Here is a 15,192-nt window from a genome sequence, read left to right as displayed (position 1 = left end):
GCTCGCCAAAAAGCTGTGCCATCTTTTTGTCAAATGCTCTAAAGGGGGAGGGGGCCAGCTCTCTTGACGTGCCCCACCGCCCGAAGTACAACCTCAGCATGGACCTGCACCCGCACTTCGCTTCGCTTGAACGTCAGGAGGACGGCTGGTGGGCCACCGAACCGCTGCCCGTTCCCTTCTTCGGCGGTGAGGCGCTGCCCTTTGCCTTTGAGGCAGACCCGGCAGGCGAAAAGTGGGCGCAGGCGCAGGCCGCTGCCCTGACCTTCCTGAGTCTGGGCCAGCAGGCCCGTGAGCGCGTCAGTCCATTTGTGCTCAGCGACATGCGCTTCAATCTCGAGTACGTCTGCGACGAGGAGGAAATGGAGGAACGGCTGGCTGCCGCTCAGTCCCCCGAAGACCTCTGGGCGCAGGTCACCCCACGCGAAGTGCTCGTCTGTTCCTCCTCCAATGAGCCGGAAGTGCCGTACGTGCTGGTGCATACCCTGCCCACCTGGGAAGAGGAACACGGCATGCAACTGGTCCTGCGCCTGGGGCATCAACTGGTGTACGTCATGCCCAACGACCTTTACATTCCCGCGTTGACCGACACCGAGCAGCACGGCCTGGTTTCGCCGCCCCTGGACCTGCTCGCTTCGTCCTGAGCTGTCCCTGGCCTCGCCGCAGCACCCGCGCCTGCGTCAGCGTCCCGGCTTTCTTTGCGGGCCGAACCCCCGTGCTAGCCTGCCCGCACTATGTTCGAGTCGCTGGGCAACAAATTGCAGGACATTCTGGAAAAGCTGGGCCGTGAGCGCCAGCTGACCGAGGCGCAGGTCAAGGCGTCCATGCGTGAAATTCGGATGGCCCTGCTGGAAGCCGACGTCAATTTCGGCGTCGCTAAGGACTTCGTTGCCAGGGTCAGCGAGCAGGCGGTGGGCCAGCAGGTGCTCGGCTCGCTCAACGCGGGGCAGACCGTCATCAAGCTCGTGCACGACGAACTGGTGCAGACCCTCGGCGGCGAGTCGGCGCAGCCTTCGCTCGACAAGAAAAACAACGTCTGGTTCATGGTCGGCCTGCAAGGCGCGGGCAAGACCACGAGCTCGGGCAAACTCGCCGCGCACTACAAGAAACTGGGCCGCAAGGTGCTGCTCGTCGCCGCCGACACCCAGCGCCCCGCCGCCCGCGACCAGCTCGAAGTGCTGAGCAAACAGGTGGGCGTGCCGGTGCTGAAGGTGAACGACGGCGAGTCGCCCGCCGAGACGAAGGCCCGTATCGAGGAACATCTCGCCCGTGACCCGCGCGACCTGGTGATCGTGGACACCGCCGGGCGCCTCCAGATCGACGAGGGACTGATGAACCAGCTCGCCGCCCTCAAGGCTGAGTTGCAGCCCACCGAGACGCTGCTGGTCGTGGACGCCATGACCGGGCAAGAAGCGCTCAACGTCGCGCAGGCCTTCGACGAGCGCATCGGCGTGTCGGGCCTGATCATGACCAAGATGGACGGGGACGCGCGCGGCGGCGCGGCGCTTTCGGCCCGCTCGGTGACGGGCAAGCCGATTTATTTTGCCGGGGTCAGCGAGAAACTCAGCGGCCTGGAGCCGTTCTACCCCGACCGGGTGGCCGGGCGCATTCTCGGCATGGGTGACGTGCTGGGCCTGATTGAGCGCGCGCAGGCCGCCGACCTCAAGGCGATGGAGGTCAAGAAGCCCGGCGACTTCGACCTTGAGGACCTGCTGCTGCAACTGCGCCAGCTGCGTAAACTCGGGCCGCTCGGCGACCTGATGAAGATGATTCCCGGCATGAGCCGCGCGCTGCCCGAGGGCTTTACCATCGACGAAAAGCAGCTTCAGCGCATCGACGCGATGATTTCTTCGATGACGGTCAAGGAGCGGCGCAACCCCAAGATCATCGACGGCAGCCGCCGCAAGCGCATCGCGCAGGGCAGCGGCTCCAGCGTGCAGGACATCAACAAACTGCTCAAGATGCACGAGCAGATGAAGGAAATGATGAAAATGCTCGGCCAGATGACCGGCGGCAAGGGCAAAGGCATGCGAATGCCCAAGCTGCCGCGCGGCGGCGGGCAGATGCCGCCCAACCTGAAGATGAAGAAGTGAGGGCCGGGGGGGCTGGGTGGCGAAAGTCCCCGCGCCCACCTCTCATCCGAGGAAGCGCACCCCCTCATGGTAGGCTTCGTCACTGAGATGACGTTGCCTTCTGTTCTGCTCGGGGACCGGGCCGCTGCCCGGCGGGTGCGCCCATGATGGTCGTGGCGGCGCTGCTGTCGTGGTTTTTGCTGGGGCTGTTTATTCACTACAGCAAGAAGTTCGGCTGGGGCCAGCCGATTCGCCAGGACGGGCCGCAGACCCACCTCGCCAAGGAAGGCACCCCCACGGCGGGCGGCGTGGCGTTTGTGCTGGCGCTGCTGCTGGTGTTCGTGGGGCTGCTGGCCTTCGGCGGCATCGGACAGGCGAACCTCAGCCGCGAGGTGATGATTCTGCTCGCCGCACTCGGCATGGGCGTGGTGGGCGGCATCGACGATTTTCTGAAAATCCGTTCGCGCAAGTTCGGCGGCAAAAAGGAACTGCTTGCCCGCGAGAAATTCCCCTTGCAGGTGCTTGTCGCGCTGCTGTTTGCGGGCTTCGCGGCGCCGCTCGCCAGCCACCAACTGCTGCCCGGTTTCATGTCCATCGGCGGTTACCCCATCTTCGACATGCTGTTCATCGCCTTTGTGATGGTGGGGAGCGTCAACGCCTTCAACTTCACCGACGGCCTCGACGGGCTGCTCGCTGGGGTCGGCATGATCGTGCTGCTGCCGCTCGTCGCCGTCTCGCCCATCGCCGCGCTGATGGTGGCCGTGCTGCTCGGGTTCCTGTGGTTCAATGCCCACCCCGCCCGCGTGTTTATGGGCGACATGGGCAGCCACGCCATCGGCGCGGTCGCGGCGGGTGCCTACGCGCTGTACTCGGACGTGTGGCTGCTGCCGATTGCCGCGATTATTCCGGTGGCGGCGGTGCTCAGCGTGGTGATTCAGGTCGCCTCGGTGCGGCTGCGAAAGCGCAAGGTGTTCAAGATGAGCCCCATTCAGCACCACTTCGAGCTCAGCGGCTGGCCCGAAACGCACGTCACCCTGCGTTTCTGGGTCGTGACCGGCATCGCCACCGCGCTGACGTGGTGGTTGATGGGCGGGCGGCCCTGAGCACCAGACCTGAGCACCAGAGAAGATGAACAGGCCGGGGCCACAGCTCCGGCTTTTTCTTTGCCCTCCCGTCACTGCGTACAATCCGGGAATGACTGTTTTGCCGGTGCCTGACCTGCTCGCCCGCGCCCTTGACCGCCGCGCCGGGCTGCCGGGAGCGGGCACCACCTTTTTCCGCGCCGTGCACATCACCGAAACGGGGGGCCTGTGGACGCTGGACGTGGCCGGTGACGCCGGAATACTGAGCCTCTACACCGATTTGAGTGCGGAAGCCGAGCGTGACCTCGCCGCACAGTGTGGTGAGGCGGCGGGCCTGAGCAGCGTCTACCTCAAGCGCCGCCCCCCCGAGGCGAAACATCTGGCGAACGTGGCGCGCGAGGTACTGTCACCGCCCGACCCGCTGTGGGGCACGGCCCGCCCCGAGGTAACGGCGCTCGAAGAAGGCGTGCCTTTCCTGATTCGCCCCGGCGCCGACCTCAGCGTGGGTCTCTTTTCCGACGCCCGCCCGGCGCGGCGCTGGGTGCGCGGGCACGCGGCGGGGCAGCGGGTGCTCAACACCTTCGCCTATACCTGCGGCTTCGGCCTCAACGCGGCGCTCGCCGGAGCTGCGAGCGTCAAGAACGTGGACCTCTCGCGCAAAGTCCTGGGGTGGGGCCAGCAGAACTACGCCCTGAGCGGCCTCGCGGCGCCCGACCACGACTTTCTGTACGGCGACGTGTTCGAGTGGCTGACCCGCTTACAGCGGCGCGGCGACCTCTTCGACCTTGTCATCCTCGACCCGCCCGGCTTCGCCCGCTCGAAGGCCGGGACGTGGCGCGCCGAAAAGGACTACGGGCGGCTCATGGCGCAGGCGAGTGCGGTCACGGCGCCCGGCGGTGAGGTGCTCGCGCTGCTCAACCACGCCGGGGTATCGGCGGGCGGCCTGACCCACATGGTCGAGCAGGGGCTGAGTACAGCGGGTCGACGCGGCCACCTGACCGAAACACTCGGGCCGGGGCGCGACTATCCGGGGGCGACTCACCTCAAGGTTCAAAGATGGAGCCTGAACTGAAGGCGGTGGGTTCGCCGCCCGCAAAAATGACGTGCAGGTCCCCGAAGGCGTGCGGTTCGCCCACGTCCTCATGGGTCGCGGTGACCTGCCGGATGACGACCTCGGTCACCGCCCCCGAGTCGATCTGCCGCCAGTCCTCCGGGGTGACGAAGCCGCTGACCGTCACCCCGCCCAGGCTCAGGCAGATGAACTCGGTGGCGCTGTCCATGCCTGAGTGTAAGCGCCGTGAGACGGATTTCCTCCAATTCCCCCACATCCGGGACGGCACCGGATGCGGGTCCATTTCCCAAAATCCGTCTTTGCTGCTGCTCACTCCGTTCGGATTGAAGCCCAGAACCGAGGGCTTCAATCGCAGTTCATATGAGGCATGCTTGCCTGACTCGATTGCGACCCCGGCCCGGTTCATTTTCTAAAGCATTCGGGTAAGCTGTCGGCATGACCCAAGGCCAAGACCAAGTGCTCTCCCCCCTGACCACACCCGACGAGGTGGACCAGTTTCTGAAGGACTACCCCCTCGCCGCCGTCTTCAAGGCCGGCACCTGCCACAAGACCATGCAGGGCTTCGGCGTCCTCGAAACCTTCTTGCAGCGCTACGAGCTGCCCGTCGGCTTTATCCGCGTGGTGGACTGGCGCCCGGCGAGCAACCACGTCGCTGAATTGACCGGCCTGACCCATCACAGCCCGCAGTTCATCCTCTTCAAGGACGGTCAGGCGCAGTACGAGGTGAACAACTGGGACATCACCCCCGAAGCGCTCGGGCCGGTGTTCGAGCAGCAGGTGCCCCAGCGCAGCGGCGCGGCGCAGGTGGACGCGGGCGACAGCGTGGAGCCCTACCGTCAGCTCATGCAGGCTTACCTCGCGGGGCAGCTCAGCGACTGGGCGTTTCAGGACCAGTACGTGACCATGTTCCGCGACGACGCCTCGCTGCGCTCACAGCGCGAATTCGAACTGCTTTCGCGCCTGTTCGGTGACCCCGACGCCTACCACGGCGGCCTGCACCAGCTCGGTGCTCCCCAGGACCGCGGCGACCTCAAGGCCCGCGTGCAGAGCGTGCTCGACCAGCTCGGCTGAGCATTAAGCCCCGAAATTTAACCCCCCACAGCCCCGCTCGGACGCCTCCGGGTGGGGTTGTTGCGGTAGAGGCCTGACAGAGTGCCTGTAAGTGGCAGGTAAGACCGGCTGCGCTCCAATGGCGGGGCTTTCCGTCTTGCGGGCGGCTCCCTGTTGGCCTGGCCCCGCGCTGGTGTCATGCCGGTGCCGGTGTCATGATAGGCGAGGTCAGGGGCCGGCCCGGCCCTCGCCCTGACGCTGCCCCTCACTTGCTGTTCCTTTTTCGCTGCCATGACCCAGAACCCTAAGACCCAGAATCCACAAACTTCCCCCGCTCCTCAGCCTGCCGCGCCGCTGCGCCTGCCGGTGCCCCAGGACCAGGCCGTTTTCCGGCGCCTGTCCACCGACTTCTATCCCTGGACCGAGGTGCTCACGGAACTCGAAACCTTGCAGCAGCAGGGGCTGACCGGGGTGCTCGACGTGGAGCAGCAGGGCCGCTGGGCGCGGTTCGTGTGGGTGAGCGGGCAACTGCTCGGCGGCCTCGCGGCGAGTGGTAGTGAGGTCACGCTGGACGTGGCGATGCGCGGCCTGCCCCGCGCCTGGGTCACCCTGACCGTCACCGACCCGCTGGTGGCCGAGGTGCTGTGGGACTGCCGCCGCACCCCGCCCCGGCAGTTGCCGCTGCCCTGGCCCGCCGTGCACGCGGGCTTGCAGCGCGAGCGGTTTCAGGGGGTGCTGCTCGCCGGGCCGCACTGCTCGTTCTGGGAAGGGGGCCGGGTGATGTCGGGGGCGCTGCCGCCCGCCGGCGCGACCTGTTACGCCCTGTCGTCGGACCAGCACCACAACCGCGAACTGCTGCTCGACACCTGGCGCGAGGTGCTGGCGACCACGGCGCGGACGGCGCCCGGTTTTGAGGACATCTGGAAACAGGTGGGCATGCAGCTCGCGGGGCGTCACCCGGTTCTCGACCCCTTCGCGGGCGAGGTCACGCTGGTGCGCGGGCAACTGACGGTCGAAGATGATGTGCCGATGCAGGAACTCTTGCCTGCGCTGCTGGGGGCGTACCGGCTGAGCCTGAGACAGCTGCGGCTCGACCTGCGGACCCTGCCACTGGGTGAAGTGCGCCGCAGCCCCGGCTGGGCGGCCACCGGCCTGGAGACGCTGTGACACGCTGGAGCCACGACGTGCCCCGCTGGCCGAGCGGCCTGCGCGACGATACGCCGCTGCCCTACGCGGCCTGGCGGGTGCTCGACCTGGTGGACGGCAAACGGACGCTGGCGCAGATCGCGGCGCACCTCGATCTCGCTCAGGAGGACGTGGAAAGGGCGCTGGAGCAGGCCCAGAGCTGGCTGGGCCGCGCCCTGCGCCGCGAGCAGCCGGTCACCGAGGCGGTGCTCGACAACGTGACCCAGGCGCTGGTGAGCGTGGTCGGGCCCATCGGCGAATTCCTGATTGACGACGCGCTCGATCAGGTGGGGGAGGGGGCCACCCTCTCCGCGCTGCTCGGGGCCGTCGCCCCGGAACTCGACGAGGCGCACCTGCACCAGTTCGTGCGGCAGTTGCGGACGCGGAGGCTGGCTTGACCCGCCACCTGCCCCGCCCGCGCCCCTGTTTGACCCCTGCCCGCCCGCCTCAAAGGAAAGCCACATGAAGTACACGGTTCTGATTCGCCAACCCGTTCCCGAGGAGATTCGCCCGCAGCTTGAGGAGCAGCTCGTCAGCCGCTTCGGCCTGAACGCCGAGCAGGCCCAGCGCCTCGCCGCCCGGCGCTCGGGCCGCCTGATGAAACCGACCTCGCAGGCCCGCGCCGAACTGCTGGTGCAGGTCTTCGAGTCGGTGGGCGCCCAGGTCTCGCTCGAAGAGGTCCGCACCGCCCAGGACACGGCGGCTCCGGTGGCCACTCCGCTGCCCGCCGAGCAACCTGCCGCGTCGCTCGACCCCTTTGCCCCCGGTGTCAGCGACCCTTTTACGCCCAGCAGCGACCTCTTCGCCGACCTGTTCGCGGCCCCCGCGTCTGCAACCACCGTCATCGGGGCGACCCCCGGTTTTCTGACCGCGTCCGAGCAGGCCATCTCCGAGACAGAGCGGGCAGGGGCAGGGCAGATGGTGCCGGAGGTGCCGGACCTGTCAGGACTGGACGTGGCAGGACTGAATGGAGCGGCGTCGCAGGTTGTCCCGGCGCCCGCGCTCGACGTGACCGACGCCGATCTCGACCCCCTGCCCGATTGGGCCCGCTCGGCAGCGCCCGCACGGAATGGAGAGGAGGCCACGTCACCCGCTCTGGGCCGCACCCCGGACCCCCGCAAGATGACGGCGGTGGGCGACGCCGCAGGCAACGACGACTGGGCCGACTTCACCGGGTCGTTGTCGCTGCCGGAAGCCGACACCTTGCAGACCTCGCGCCCGGCGAGCACGGCGCCGCGTCAGACGACCGAATTCCTGACCGATGTGAGCGACGAGGCGGTCACCAGCGGGCAGCCGCGCCGCAGCCTGGCCCAGCAGATCCGCCTCGGCACGCTGCTGCCGCTGGGGCTGTCGGGCCTGCTGACCCTGGGGCTGCTGCTGCTGGCGCTGCCCCGGCTGGAGCAGCGGCTGGTGCAGAGCAGTGCCCAGACGCTCGCGGCGGTCATCGGCACCACCCTGCCGGCGAGCGCGGCGGCCCAGGGTGAGCAGCTCAGCACCGTCGTCCGCGACCCCAACGTGGGCTTCGTGCGGGTGGAGACACCCGGCGGCGGCACCACGCTGCGTGCGTCGGCCACCACCGACCTCTCCGCGCTCAACACCCGGCTGGCAGCCTGGGGCGCGGGGAACCGCCCGGCAGCTCGCCTGCGGGTCGGTAAGCAGGACTACACCGTGAGCCGTGTGAGCATCGTGCGCGAGGGGGCGGGCACCCTACGGGCCGTGGCGGCGGGACAGGAGAACTCGGCCCCGGTGGTCCGCCGCGTCACGGTGGGCCTCGCCGGGACCCAGGCCGCCGCCAACCTGCGCAGCACGCTGGGGCTGGTGCTGCTGACCACCCTGCTGGGGCTGCTGCTCGCGCTGGCCTTCGCTGCCCGCGCCGCCCGGCAGATCGTGGGGCCGCTCGAACGGCTGGTGGAGGTGGCCGACGCCATCTCGCTCGGTGACCTGACCCGCCCGGTCCGCATGGAGCGCAACGACGAAATCGGCGACCTCGCCCAGGCCCTCGAACGTATGCGCCTGAGTCTGGAAGCCGCGATGGACCGCCTGCGCCGCCGCAAGCGCACGTAAAGTTCCGCCATCTCAATAATGTTTTCCTTCCCCCGGTCCACTGCCGGGGGTTTTTCAGTTCAGCGGGCGGGGCATCGTTGCAAATCCGGCAGGCTCCCTTCTACAATCTGTTAGTTTTTTCACTTTCTTTGCCTCCCCTCACTGTCCCCTCACCTCAAGGAGCCCGCATGTCCCGTTCGTCCACCCTGCCTGCTCTGCTTTTCGGTGCCCTCCTGCTCGCTTCGTGTGGCCGGCTGCCTGCGCCCGCTACTCCTGCGGCCACTCTGTCTCAGCCGCAGGTTTCGGCGGTGCTTTTCGCGCAGGCGCTGCCCGAAGCTCCGTCCGACCGCCTGTACGCTCGCAAGCTCGTGAGGCTGCCTGTCGTTCAGAAAAACGGCAAACGGGTCGGGGAAGTGCGGGTGCAACTCGACATTGCCAAGCTGCGCAGCGGGGCCCGGCGCTTCAGTGGGGTGGGGCAGGTCACCGTGACTTCGACGGTGTTGCAGGCCGCCGAGGGCGAGGCGAGGGTGACGCTCCTGAACCCGGACGGCAGCGTGCGGGGCAGCAACCAGGCGGGAGATTCCCTGCGGCCTGACGATTTCTTTGGCTCCGACCTGTTCGAGGTGCTCACCGGCAGCGCGCCCGACCCCGGTGACCTCGGCACCCGGCCCTACTGCGCCGAAACGCAGGTCCGCGTGACGTTTGCCAACCGGGTGGCGCCCAGCAGCGCCCGCTTCCTTGCCCCGGTACAGGCGCAGGTGCGGGTGTGCAGCGGGCAGGGCGACCTGGGCACCCCACTGCCCGACGTCACCGTGTCGGCAACTCTGACCCCCGAAGCCGGCGGATTGCGCCCCAGCGTGAGCCTGAGCGGCGCGCCTCGGGGCTACTCGATTTCGGGCCAGTTCACCTTCGCCCGCAACGACGGGAAGTGCGGCTCGCTCCTGCCCGGCAGCGAGAACGTGCTCGCTCCGCGCACCTTCGAGCGTCTGGACCTGACGGCGCGCGGCTCGCTGTTGCGGAACGCGCCGGACGACCTGACGCTGGTGCCGGTGGTGCATCTCTACGACGACGACGGCGTGATGGTCGCCAAGAACCTGGACGCGCCGTTTGCTTGCGTGGGCGGGAGCACCGGGGACGGGGAAGACGAGTAACCCGCGCTGAGGCCAGTGGCCCGCTAGCATGTCGGCCATGCGCGTTGTCCTCAAGCTCGGCACCAGTGTTCTGACCGCAGGCACCGACCGCCTGCACCGGCCCCGGCTGGTAGACCTGATGCGCGACATCGCCGCCGTGTCGGCGCAGGGGCACGAGGTCGTGCTGGTCAGCAGCGGCGCGGTCACGGCGGGCTGGGAAGCGCTCGGGTTTCCGCCGCGCGAGCGCACCCTCGCCGAAAAGCAACTGCTCGCGGCGGTGGGGCAGGTGCAGTTGATGCACCTCTATACGTCGCTGGCCGAGCTGTATGGCCTGCGCTCGGCCCAGTTGCTCCTCACCGCCGACGACTTCCGCGAACGCACCCGCTACCTCAACGCCCGCACCACCCTGGAGGGCTGCCTCAGCCGGGGCGTGCTGCCGGTTATCAACGAGAACGACACCGTGGCGGTGGAGCAGATCAAGGTGGGCGACAACGACACCCTCTCGGCCTTCGTCGCCAATCTGGTGGAGGCCGACCTGCTGCTGATCCTGACCGACGCGCCGGGCCTCTACACCGCCGACCCGCGCACTCACCCGGACGCCACCCTGATTCCGGTGGTGGAGCGCGTGACCCCCGATATCTGGGCACTGGCGGGCGGCGCGGGAAGCCACCGGGGCACCGGCGGAATGCACACCAAGATTCAGGCCGCCGAAATTGCCACGCGCGCCGGCACCCCCGTCGTCATCGCCCCCGGCGACTTGCCCGAGGCCCTGCGCCGGGTGGTGGACGGCGAGGCGCTCGGCACCCGCTTTCTGGCGCACGGCACCCGTTTGGAGGCCCGCAAGCGCTGGATTCTGGCCGAAATCGCGCACGGGCGGCTGCTCCTCGACGGCGGCGCGGCGCAGGCGGTGCGCGAGCGCGGCAGCAGCCTGCTTCCGGCGGGCATCCGGCAGGTGGAGGGCGACTTCGAGCGCGGCCACACCGTGCGCCTGCTCGCCCCCGACGGCCAGGAACTCGGGCGCGGCCTGACCCGCTACCGGGCCGACGACCTGCGCCGGGTGTGTGGCCACCATTCCCGTGAGATCGAGGCGCTGCTGGGGTACACCTACGGTGAAGAGGCGGTGCACCGTGACGACCTGGTGCTGCTCTAGAGCAGTTCTCCGAATTACGCGTGCGTCGGAACAGCACCGCCACCCACTTCATTCTCTGCTTCGCAGCTTTGCAAGTCCGTCCTGCTCAGTGTTTTGTACTCGCTCTCTGCGAACTGTCCCAGTCCCCTCGACAAAAAGCTGTGCCATCTTTTTGTCAAATGCTCTAGCACCCACCATCTATCCCGCCGCGCCCGCCGCCGCCGCGCACCCCCTACACTCGGCAGATGACCCAGACCGATTCTCTCCCGGGTGTTCAGGCCACTGTTCAGGACATGGGCGAGCGGGCCCGCCGCGCCGCCCGCGTGCTGCGGTCGCTGCCCACCGGGCGCAAGGTGCAGGCGCTCCGCGCCCTTGCCGCCGAGCTGCGGGCGCGGGAAGCCGGGATTCTCGCCGCCAACGCGCAGGACGTGCAGGCCGCCGAGGCCGCCGGGTTGCCCGCGCCCCTGGTGGACCGGTTGCGGCTGAGCGCGGGCGCCCTTGCCGCCATCGCCCGCGACGTGGAGGCGGTGGCCGCGCTGCCCGACCCGGTGGGCGAGCAGACCGACGAAAAGACCCTGCCGAGCGGCATTCGCGTCTCGCAGCGCCGGGTGCCGCTCGGCGTGCTCGGCGTGATCTACGAGAGCCGCCCCAACGTGACGGTGGACGTGGCGGCGCTCGCGCTGATGTCGGGCAATGCGGCCATTCTGCGCGGCGGCAAGGAGACGGTGAACTCCAACGCCGCGCTGGAAGACGCCATTCACGCCGCTTTGAACCGCGAGGGCCTTCCCGCCGACGCCGTGCAGGTCATCCGCGACCCCGACCGTGCCCGGATGCTGGAGCTGCTGCGGCTCGACGAGTCGGTGGACGCCATCATCCCGCGTGGCGGCGCGGGGCTGCATCGCTTCTGCGTGGAAAATGCGACGGTGCCGGTCATCGTGGGTGGTATAGGGGTGGTTCACATCTACCTCGACGGCTCGTTCGTTCAGACTCCACAGGACGTGCAGATCGCCGCCGCCCTCATCCGCAACGCCAAGACCCAGAAACCGAGCGCCTGCAACGCGCTGGACACGCTGCTCATTGACCGCGCTGCCCTCGCCGCGCTGCCCGACGTGGTGCGCCCGCTGCTGGAGAGCGGCGTGGAAGTGCGGGCCGACGCCGAGGCGCAAGCGGCCCTGGCGGGAGCGGGCCTGAACGTGACCTCGGCGCAGCTCGGCGACTACGGCACCGAGTTTCTCGCGCTTGTCGCCAGCCTCCGCACCGTGTCGGGACTGGACGAGGCGCTCGACTTCATCGCCGAGCGTGGCGGGCACACCGACGTGATTCTGACCCGCGACCCGGCGCAGGCTGAGCGCTTCGTGCAGGACGTGGACAGCGCCGCCGTGATGGTCAATGTCAGCCCGCGCTTCAACGACGGCGGTCAGCTCGGTCTGGGGGCCGAGGTCGCCATCAGCACTCAGAAGCTGCACGCCCGGGGACCGATGGGCCTGCGCGAACTGACGACGAGCAAATGGGTGGTGCGCGGCGAGGGACAGGTGCGAGACTAAAGCATTTGACAAAATGATGCGGTGTGATTTTGACCCTTTACCTTGATGGGACTCAGAGAGCTGCGCCGCAGCGAGGGGGTGAGGGTGTCTTTTTCTGTCAAATGCTTTAGAGCAAGCAAGAGATGGGGCGCTCTTGACCCTCTACCAGGGGGAGAGGGCCTCGCAGAGCGAGGGGTGAGGGGTCTTTCGATGCCAGATGCGCTCCAAGCGGCGCTGCGGGAACTGGCCCCCTCATCCCGCCTCACTCCGGGCCCGCTAAACTGAGCCGTTACGCCGTGCGCGGCGCCTTGCCCCGATTCCACGTTCTTCCAGAGGTTTTCCCTATGACCCCCATTCTGACCATCTTTCTGATTCTGTTCGCTGCCATCTGCGTCGGCCTGGTGTTTTTCGTGCTGCTGCAAGTGCCCAAGCAGGCGGGCCTCTCGGCTAGCATGGCGTCGGGCGGCTCGCTGCTCGGCGGGCGCGGGGTGGAAGGCGGCCTGGTCCGCACCACCGCCGTCCTGGGCGGGCTGTTTATGCTGCTCGCCTTTCTGATCGTGTTCGTCTCGCGCTGAGCCGCGTCAGGGACAGGGCACCGGCTGGGGGATTCCTGGCCGGTGCTTTTTTCTGTGGCTCTACTTTTTCCCCGCCTTGTCGTCCGCGTCCAGCTCCTGCACCTTCTGCCCCTCCTCGCCTGCCTTCACGCGGGTGCGCGGGGCCACCACCTGACCGGGGCCGACCTGCACGCCGGGACCCAGGTGGGCATGGGCGCCGACCACGGTGGGGCGGCTGTTGCCGGTCTGTCCGCCCACGCGCGAGCCCGGGCCGACTTCGGCGTCCTGGTCCACCACCGCGCGGCTCACCTGTGCCCCGGCGCGAATCACGGCACCCGGCTGCACCACCGAGTCGCGGACCACGGCGCCCGCTTCCACCACCGCGTTCGGGGCAATCAGGCTCCGCACGACTTCCCCGGCGATCACCGCGCCGCCGCAGACCAACGCCTCGTCCAGCCGGGCGGTCTTCTCGATCCGGGTCGGCGGGCGGCTGATGCTGGAAGTGATGAAGGGCCACTGCGGGTCGTCGAGCGCAAAGCCTTTGCCGTCCAGAAAATCGCGGTGGGTTTGCAAGTAAGCGTCCAGCGTGCCCACGTCCATCCAGTAACCGTGCATGGGAAAGGCGTGGGCGTCACCACGGGCCACCAGCGCGGGCAGCAGCTCCTCGCCGTAGTCGCCCAGCTCGCCCTCTTTTGACAGGGCTTCCAGCGTGGAAAGCATGATGTGCGCGTCGTACACGAAGACTTCGGCGGTTACGGTCTTGCCGAGCGGCTCGTCGGGTTTGTAGGCGAACTCGCTGACCTTGCCATTCTTCGCCGCACGGACGTTGCCGAAGCGGGTGGCCTGCTGTTCGTCTGCCAGCTCCGTCGTGACCATCGTCACGCTCGCGCCGCGCTCCACATGCTGCCGGATCACGTCCGAGTAGTCTAGGCGGTACACATGGTCGGCGCTCAGGACCAGCACCAAGTCGGCGCCGAACTCGCGGATGAGGTGCGCGTGCTGCGCCAGGGCGTGCGCGTTGCCCTGCGCGAACTCGCCTTCCTCGTTCTCGGCGCTCGCGAAGGGCGGCATCACCACCAGCCCGCCGCGTGTGCGGTCGAGGTCCCAGGGGCGCCCGCCCGAGAGGTGGTCGTTCAGGCCGTGCGGCAGGTACTGCTCGATGACCCACACGTCGTTGATGCCGCTGTGAACGAGGTTGGAAAGGGTGAAATCGATCAGGCGGTAGGTGCCCAGAAACGGCACCGCCGGTTTGGCCCGCTCGTCGGTCAGCGGCGAGAGGCGGCTGCCGCGCCCCCCGGCCAGCACGATGGCGAGAATGGTTTTGCCAGCAATCCGGGTCTTCATCGGACTGCCAGTCTGCGCAGCCCCCGCCCCGCTCAGGTGAGCCGCGCCGGGCAGAGCATTAGGGTTCGGCATGACCAGAACAAACGTTCGTTTGGCTCACGCTCCGCAGCGCGGTAAAGTGGCCCTCATGACCTGGCTCAAACGGCGGCAGATTGGCGAGGCCGAGGTGTTCTCGCTCACCGACGGCAACTTCCGGCTCGACGGCGGCGCGATGTTCGGCACCATTCCCCGCGTGCTGTGGGAAAAAGTGGCACCTCCGGACGAGGAAAACCGCATTCAATTGCGCATCAACCCTCTGCTGATTCGGCTCGGCGGCAAGAACGTGCTGGTGGAAACCGGCATGTGGGACCGGGGCGGCGAGAAGTTCGAGCAGATGTACGCGCTCGAACGCGACGAAACGTTTTTTCGGGGTCTGCGCGACGTGGGGGTGGAGCCCGACGACATTGACCTCGTCATCAACACCCACCTCCACTTCGACCACTGCGGGCGCAACACTGGCCTGACCGGCGAGCCGACCTTTCCCAACGCCCGCTACGTGGTGCAAAAGCAGGAGTGGCACGACGCCCTGCACACTCACGAACGCAGCCGGGCGAGCTACATCGCCGACACCTTCATGCCCATTCACGAAGCCGGCCTCTTCGATCTCGTAGACGGCGAAACCGAGCTGCTGCCAGGCCTGAGCGTGCTGCCGCTGCCGGGCCACAACCTCGGGCAGCAGGGCGTGGTGCTGCGCTCGGGCGGGCAGACGCTGGTGTACGTCGCCGACCTCGTGCCCACCACCGCCCACGCACCCTATCCCTACGTCATGGGCTACGACCTGTACCCCGTCACCTGCCTGGAGCAGCGCAAAAAGTACCTGCCGCAGTGGTTCGGGGAAGGCGCCGTCATCTGCACGCCGCACGACCCGAAAGTGGCGTTTGCGACGCTGCACGAAACGAAGCGGGGGTTTGAGTTGAAGGCTGCCGAGGACTGACCAACTGACTAAAAGCAAAAGAAACCCCCGCCTGTCCA

15 protein-coding genes are annotated in these 15,192 nt (G+C 67.9%); 13 read left to right on the top strand and 2 right to left on the bottom strand.

What is annotated here, in order from left to right; all coding sequences use genetic code 11:
• Positions 1-68 precede the first annotated feature (68 nt).
• The 4 genes from DR_RS09400 (at position 69) to DR_RS09385 (ending at position 4,223) form a co-directional block, all read left to right on the top strand.
• Positions 69-641: a DUF6985 domain-containing protein gene (locus DR_RS09400; RefSeq protein WP_027479794.1), complete on the top strand. Its 573-nt coding sequence runs from the start codon at positions 69-71 to the stop codon at positions 639-641.
• Between the two features lie 90 nt (positions 642-731).
• Complete coding sequence (gene ffh, locus DR_RS09395; protein ID WP_010888471.1) at positions 732-2,090, top strand: signal recognition particle protein; 1,359 nt, start codon at positions 732-734, stop codon at positions 2,088-2,090.
• A 143-nt stretch (positions 2,091-2,233) separates the two neighbouring features.
• On the top strand, positions 2,234-3,172 hold the full coding sequence (gene mraY, locus DR_RS09390) for a phospho-N-acetylmuramoyl-pentapeptide-transferase (RefSeq protein ID WP_010888470.1): 939 nt from the start codon (positions 2,234-2,236) through the stop codon (positions 3,170-3,172).
• Positions 3,173-3,263: 91 nt separating this feature from the next.
• Entirely contained in the window at positions 3,264-4,223 is a 960-nt protein-coding gene (locus tag DR_RS09385) for a class I SAM-dependent rRNA methyltransferase (RefSeq protein WP_010888469.1), read from the top strand.
• On the opposite strand, the gene DR_RS09380 is transcribed toward DR_RS09385, so the two are convergent.
• Positions 4,195-4,431, bottom strand: coding sequence for a hypothetical protein (locus DR_RS09380; RefSeq protein WP_027479793.1), 237 nt, complete (start codon positions 4,429-4,431; stop codon positions 4,195-4,197). The two genes, DR_RS09385 and DR_RS09380, sit on opposite strands and share 29 nt — an antisense overlap.
• A gap of 227 nt (positions 4,432-4,658) precedes the next feature.
• On the opposite strand from DR_RS09380, the gene DR_RS09375 reads away from it, so the two are divergent.
• The 8 genes from DR_RS09375 to secG all read left to right on the top strand — a co-directional run bounded on the left by DR_RS09375 (position 4,659) and on the right by secG (position 12,858).
• On the top strand, positions 4,659-5,294 hold the full coding sequence (locus tag DR_RS09375; RefSeq protein ID WP_010888467.1) for a monothiol bacilliredoxin BrxC family protein: 636 nt from the start codon (positions 4,659-4,661) through the stop codon (positions 5,292-5,294).
• Between the two features lie 270 nt (positions 5,295-5,564).
• Positions 5,565-6,440 (top strand): hypothetical protein, encoded by an 876-nt coding sequence (locus DR_RS09370; protein ID WP_010888466.1) that lies wholly within the window; start codon positions 5,565-5,567, stop codon positions 6,438-6,440.
• A complete protein-coding gene (locus tag DR_RS09365; RefSeq protein WP_010888465.1) occupies positions 6,437-6,856 on the top strand; it encodes a hypothetical protein in 420 nt (139 codons plus the stop codon). The genes DR_RS09370 and DR_RS09365 overlap by 4 nt, the downstream gene beginning before the upstream one ends.
• Positions 6,857-6,920: 64 nt before the next feature.
• Complete coding sequence (locus DR_RS09360) at positions 6,921-8,522, top strand: HAMP domain-containing protein (protein ID WP_010888464.1); 1,602 nt, start codon at positions 6,921-6,923, stop codon at positions 8,520-8,522.
• A 167-nt stretch (positions 8,523-8,689) separates the two neighbouring features.
• Positions 8,690-9,652, top strand: coding sequence for a hypothetical protein (locus DR_RS09355; protein ID WP_010888463.1), 963 nt, complete (start codon positions 8,690-8,692; stop codon positions 9,650-9,652).
• Positions 9,653-9,689: 37 nt separating this feature from the next.
• Entirely contained in the window at positions 9,690-10,781 is a 1,092-nt protein-coding gene (gene proB, locus DR_RS09350) for a glutamate 5-kinase (protein WP_010888462.1), read from the top strand.
• Between the two features lie 224 nt (positions 10,782-11,005).
• Entirely contained in the window at positions 11,006-12,304 is a 1,299-nt protein-coding gene (locus tag DR_RS09340; RefSeq protein WP_010888461.1) for a glutamate-5-semialdehyde dehydrogenase, read from the top strand.
• 323 nt (positions 12,305-12,627) lie between these two features.
• Positions 12,628-12,858, top strand: coding sequence for a preprotein translocase subunit SecG (gene secG, locus DR_RS09335; RefSeq protein ID WP_027479791.1), 231 nt, complete (start codon positions 12,628-12,630; stop codon positions 12,856-12,858).
• Positions 12,859-12,918: 60 nt separating this feature from the next.
• Here the strand turns inward: secG and DR_RS09330 are convergent, their stop codons facing one another.
• Positions 12,919-14,181, bottom strand: a complete 1,263-nt coding sequence (locus tag DR_RS09330) for a glucose-1-phosphate adenylyltransferase family protein (RefSeq protein WP_034350023.1) — start codon at positions 14,179-14,181, stop codon at positions 12,919-12,921.
• 127 nt (positions 14,182-14,308) lie between these two features.
• Between DR_RS09330 and DR_RS09325 the strand changes: the two genes are divergently transcribed.
• Positions 14,309-15,154 (top strand): MBL fold metallo-hydrolase, encoded by an 846-nt coding sequence (locus DR_RS09325; RefSeq protein WP_027479789.1) that lies wholly within the window; start codon positions 14,309-14,311, stop codon positions 15,152-15,154.
• The last annotated feature ends 38 nt before the right edge of the window (positions 15,155-15,192 follow it).

This window comes from Deinococcus radiodurans R1 = ATCC 13939 = DSM 20539 (genome assembly GCF_000008565.1).
Taxonomy (GTDB): domain Bacteria; phylum Deinococcota; class Deinococci; order Deinococcales; family Deinococcaceae; genus Deinococcus; species Deinococcus radiodurans.
The sequence above is the reverse complement of the archived record's forward strand: the minus strand, read 5'-3'. Positions and strand labels throughout refer to the sequence as shown.

Bases quoted from the DNA above. Each gene is read 5' to 3' on its own strand.
- ffh (WP_010888471.1), top strand. From the start codon at position 732: ATGTTCGAGTCGCTGGGCAACAAATTGCAGGACATTCTGGAAAAGCTG.
- mraY (WP_010888470.1), top strand. From the start codon at position 2,234: ATGATGGTCGTGGCGGCGCTGCTGTCGTGGTTTTTGCTGGGGCTGTTT.
- DR_RS09385 (WP_010888469.1), top strand. From the start codon at position 3,264: ATGACTGTTTTGCCGGTGCCTGACCTGCTCGCCCGCGCCCTTGACCGC.
- DR_RS09380 (WP_027479793.1), bottom strand. From the start codon at position 4,431: ATGGACAGCGCCACCGAGTTCATCTGCCTGAGCCTGGGCGGGGTGACG.
- DR_RS09375 (WP_010888467.1), top strand. From the start codon at position 4,659: ATGACCCAAGGCCAAGACCAAGTGCTCTCCCCCCTGACCACACCCGAC.
- DR_RS09370 (WP_010888466.1), top strand. From the start codon at position 5,565: ATGACCCAGAACCCTAAGACCCAGAATCCACAAACTTCCCCCGCTCCT.
- DR_RS09360 (WP_010888464.1), top strand. From the start codon at position 6,921: ATGAAGTACACGGTTCTGATTCGCCAACCCGTTCCCGAGGAGATTCGC.
- DR_RS09355 (WP_010888463.1), top strand. From the start codon at position 8,690: ATGTCCCGTTCGTCCACCCTGCCTGCTCTGCTTTTCGGTGCCCTCCTG.
- proB (WP_010888462.1), top strand. From the start codon at position 9,690: ATGCGCGTTGTCCTCAAGCTCGGCACCAGTGTTCTGACCGCAGGCACC.
- DR_RS09340 (WP_010888461.1), top strand. From the start codon at position 11,006: ATGACCCAGACCGATTCTCTCCCGGGTGTTCAGGCCACTGTTCAGGAC.
- secG (WP_027479791.1), top strand. From the start codon at position 12,628: ATGACCCCCATTCTGACCATCTTTCTGATTCTGTTCGCTGCCATCTGC.
- DR_RS09330 (WP_034350023.1), bottom strand. From the start codon at position 14,181: ATGAAGACCCGGATTGCTGGCAAAACCATTCTCGCCATCGTGCTGGCC.
- DR_RS09325 (WP_027479789.1), top strand. From the start codon at position 14,309: ATGACCTGGCTCAAACGGCGGCAGATTGGCGAGGCCGAGGTGTTCTCG.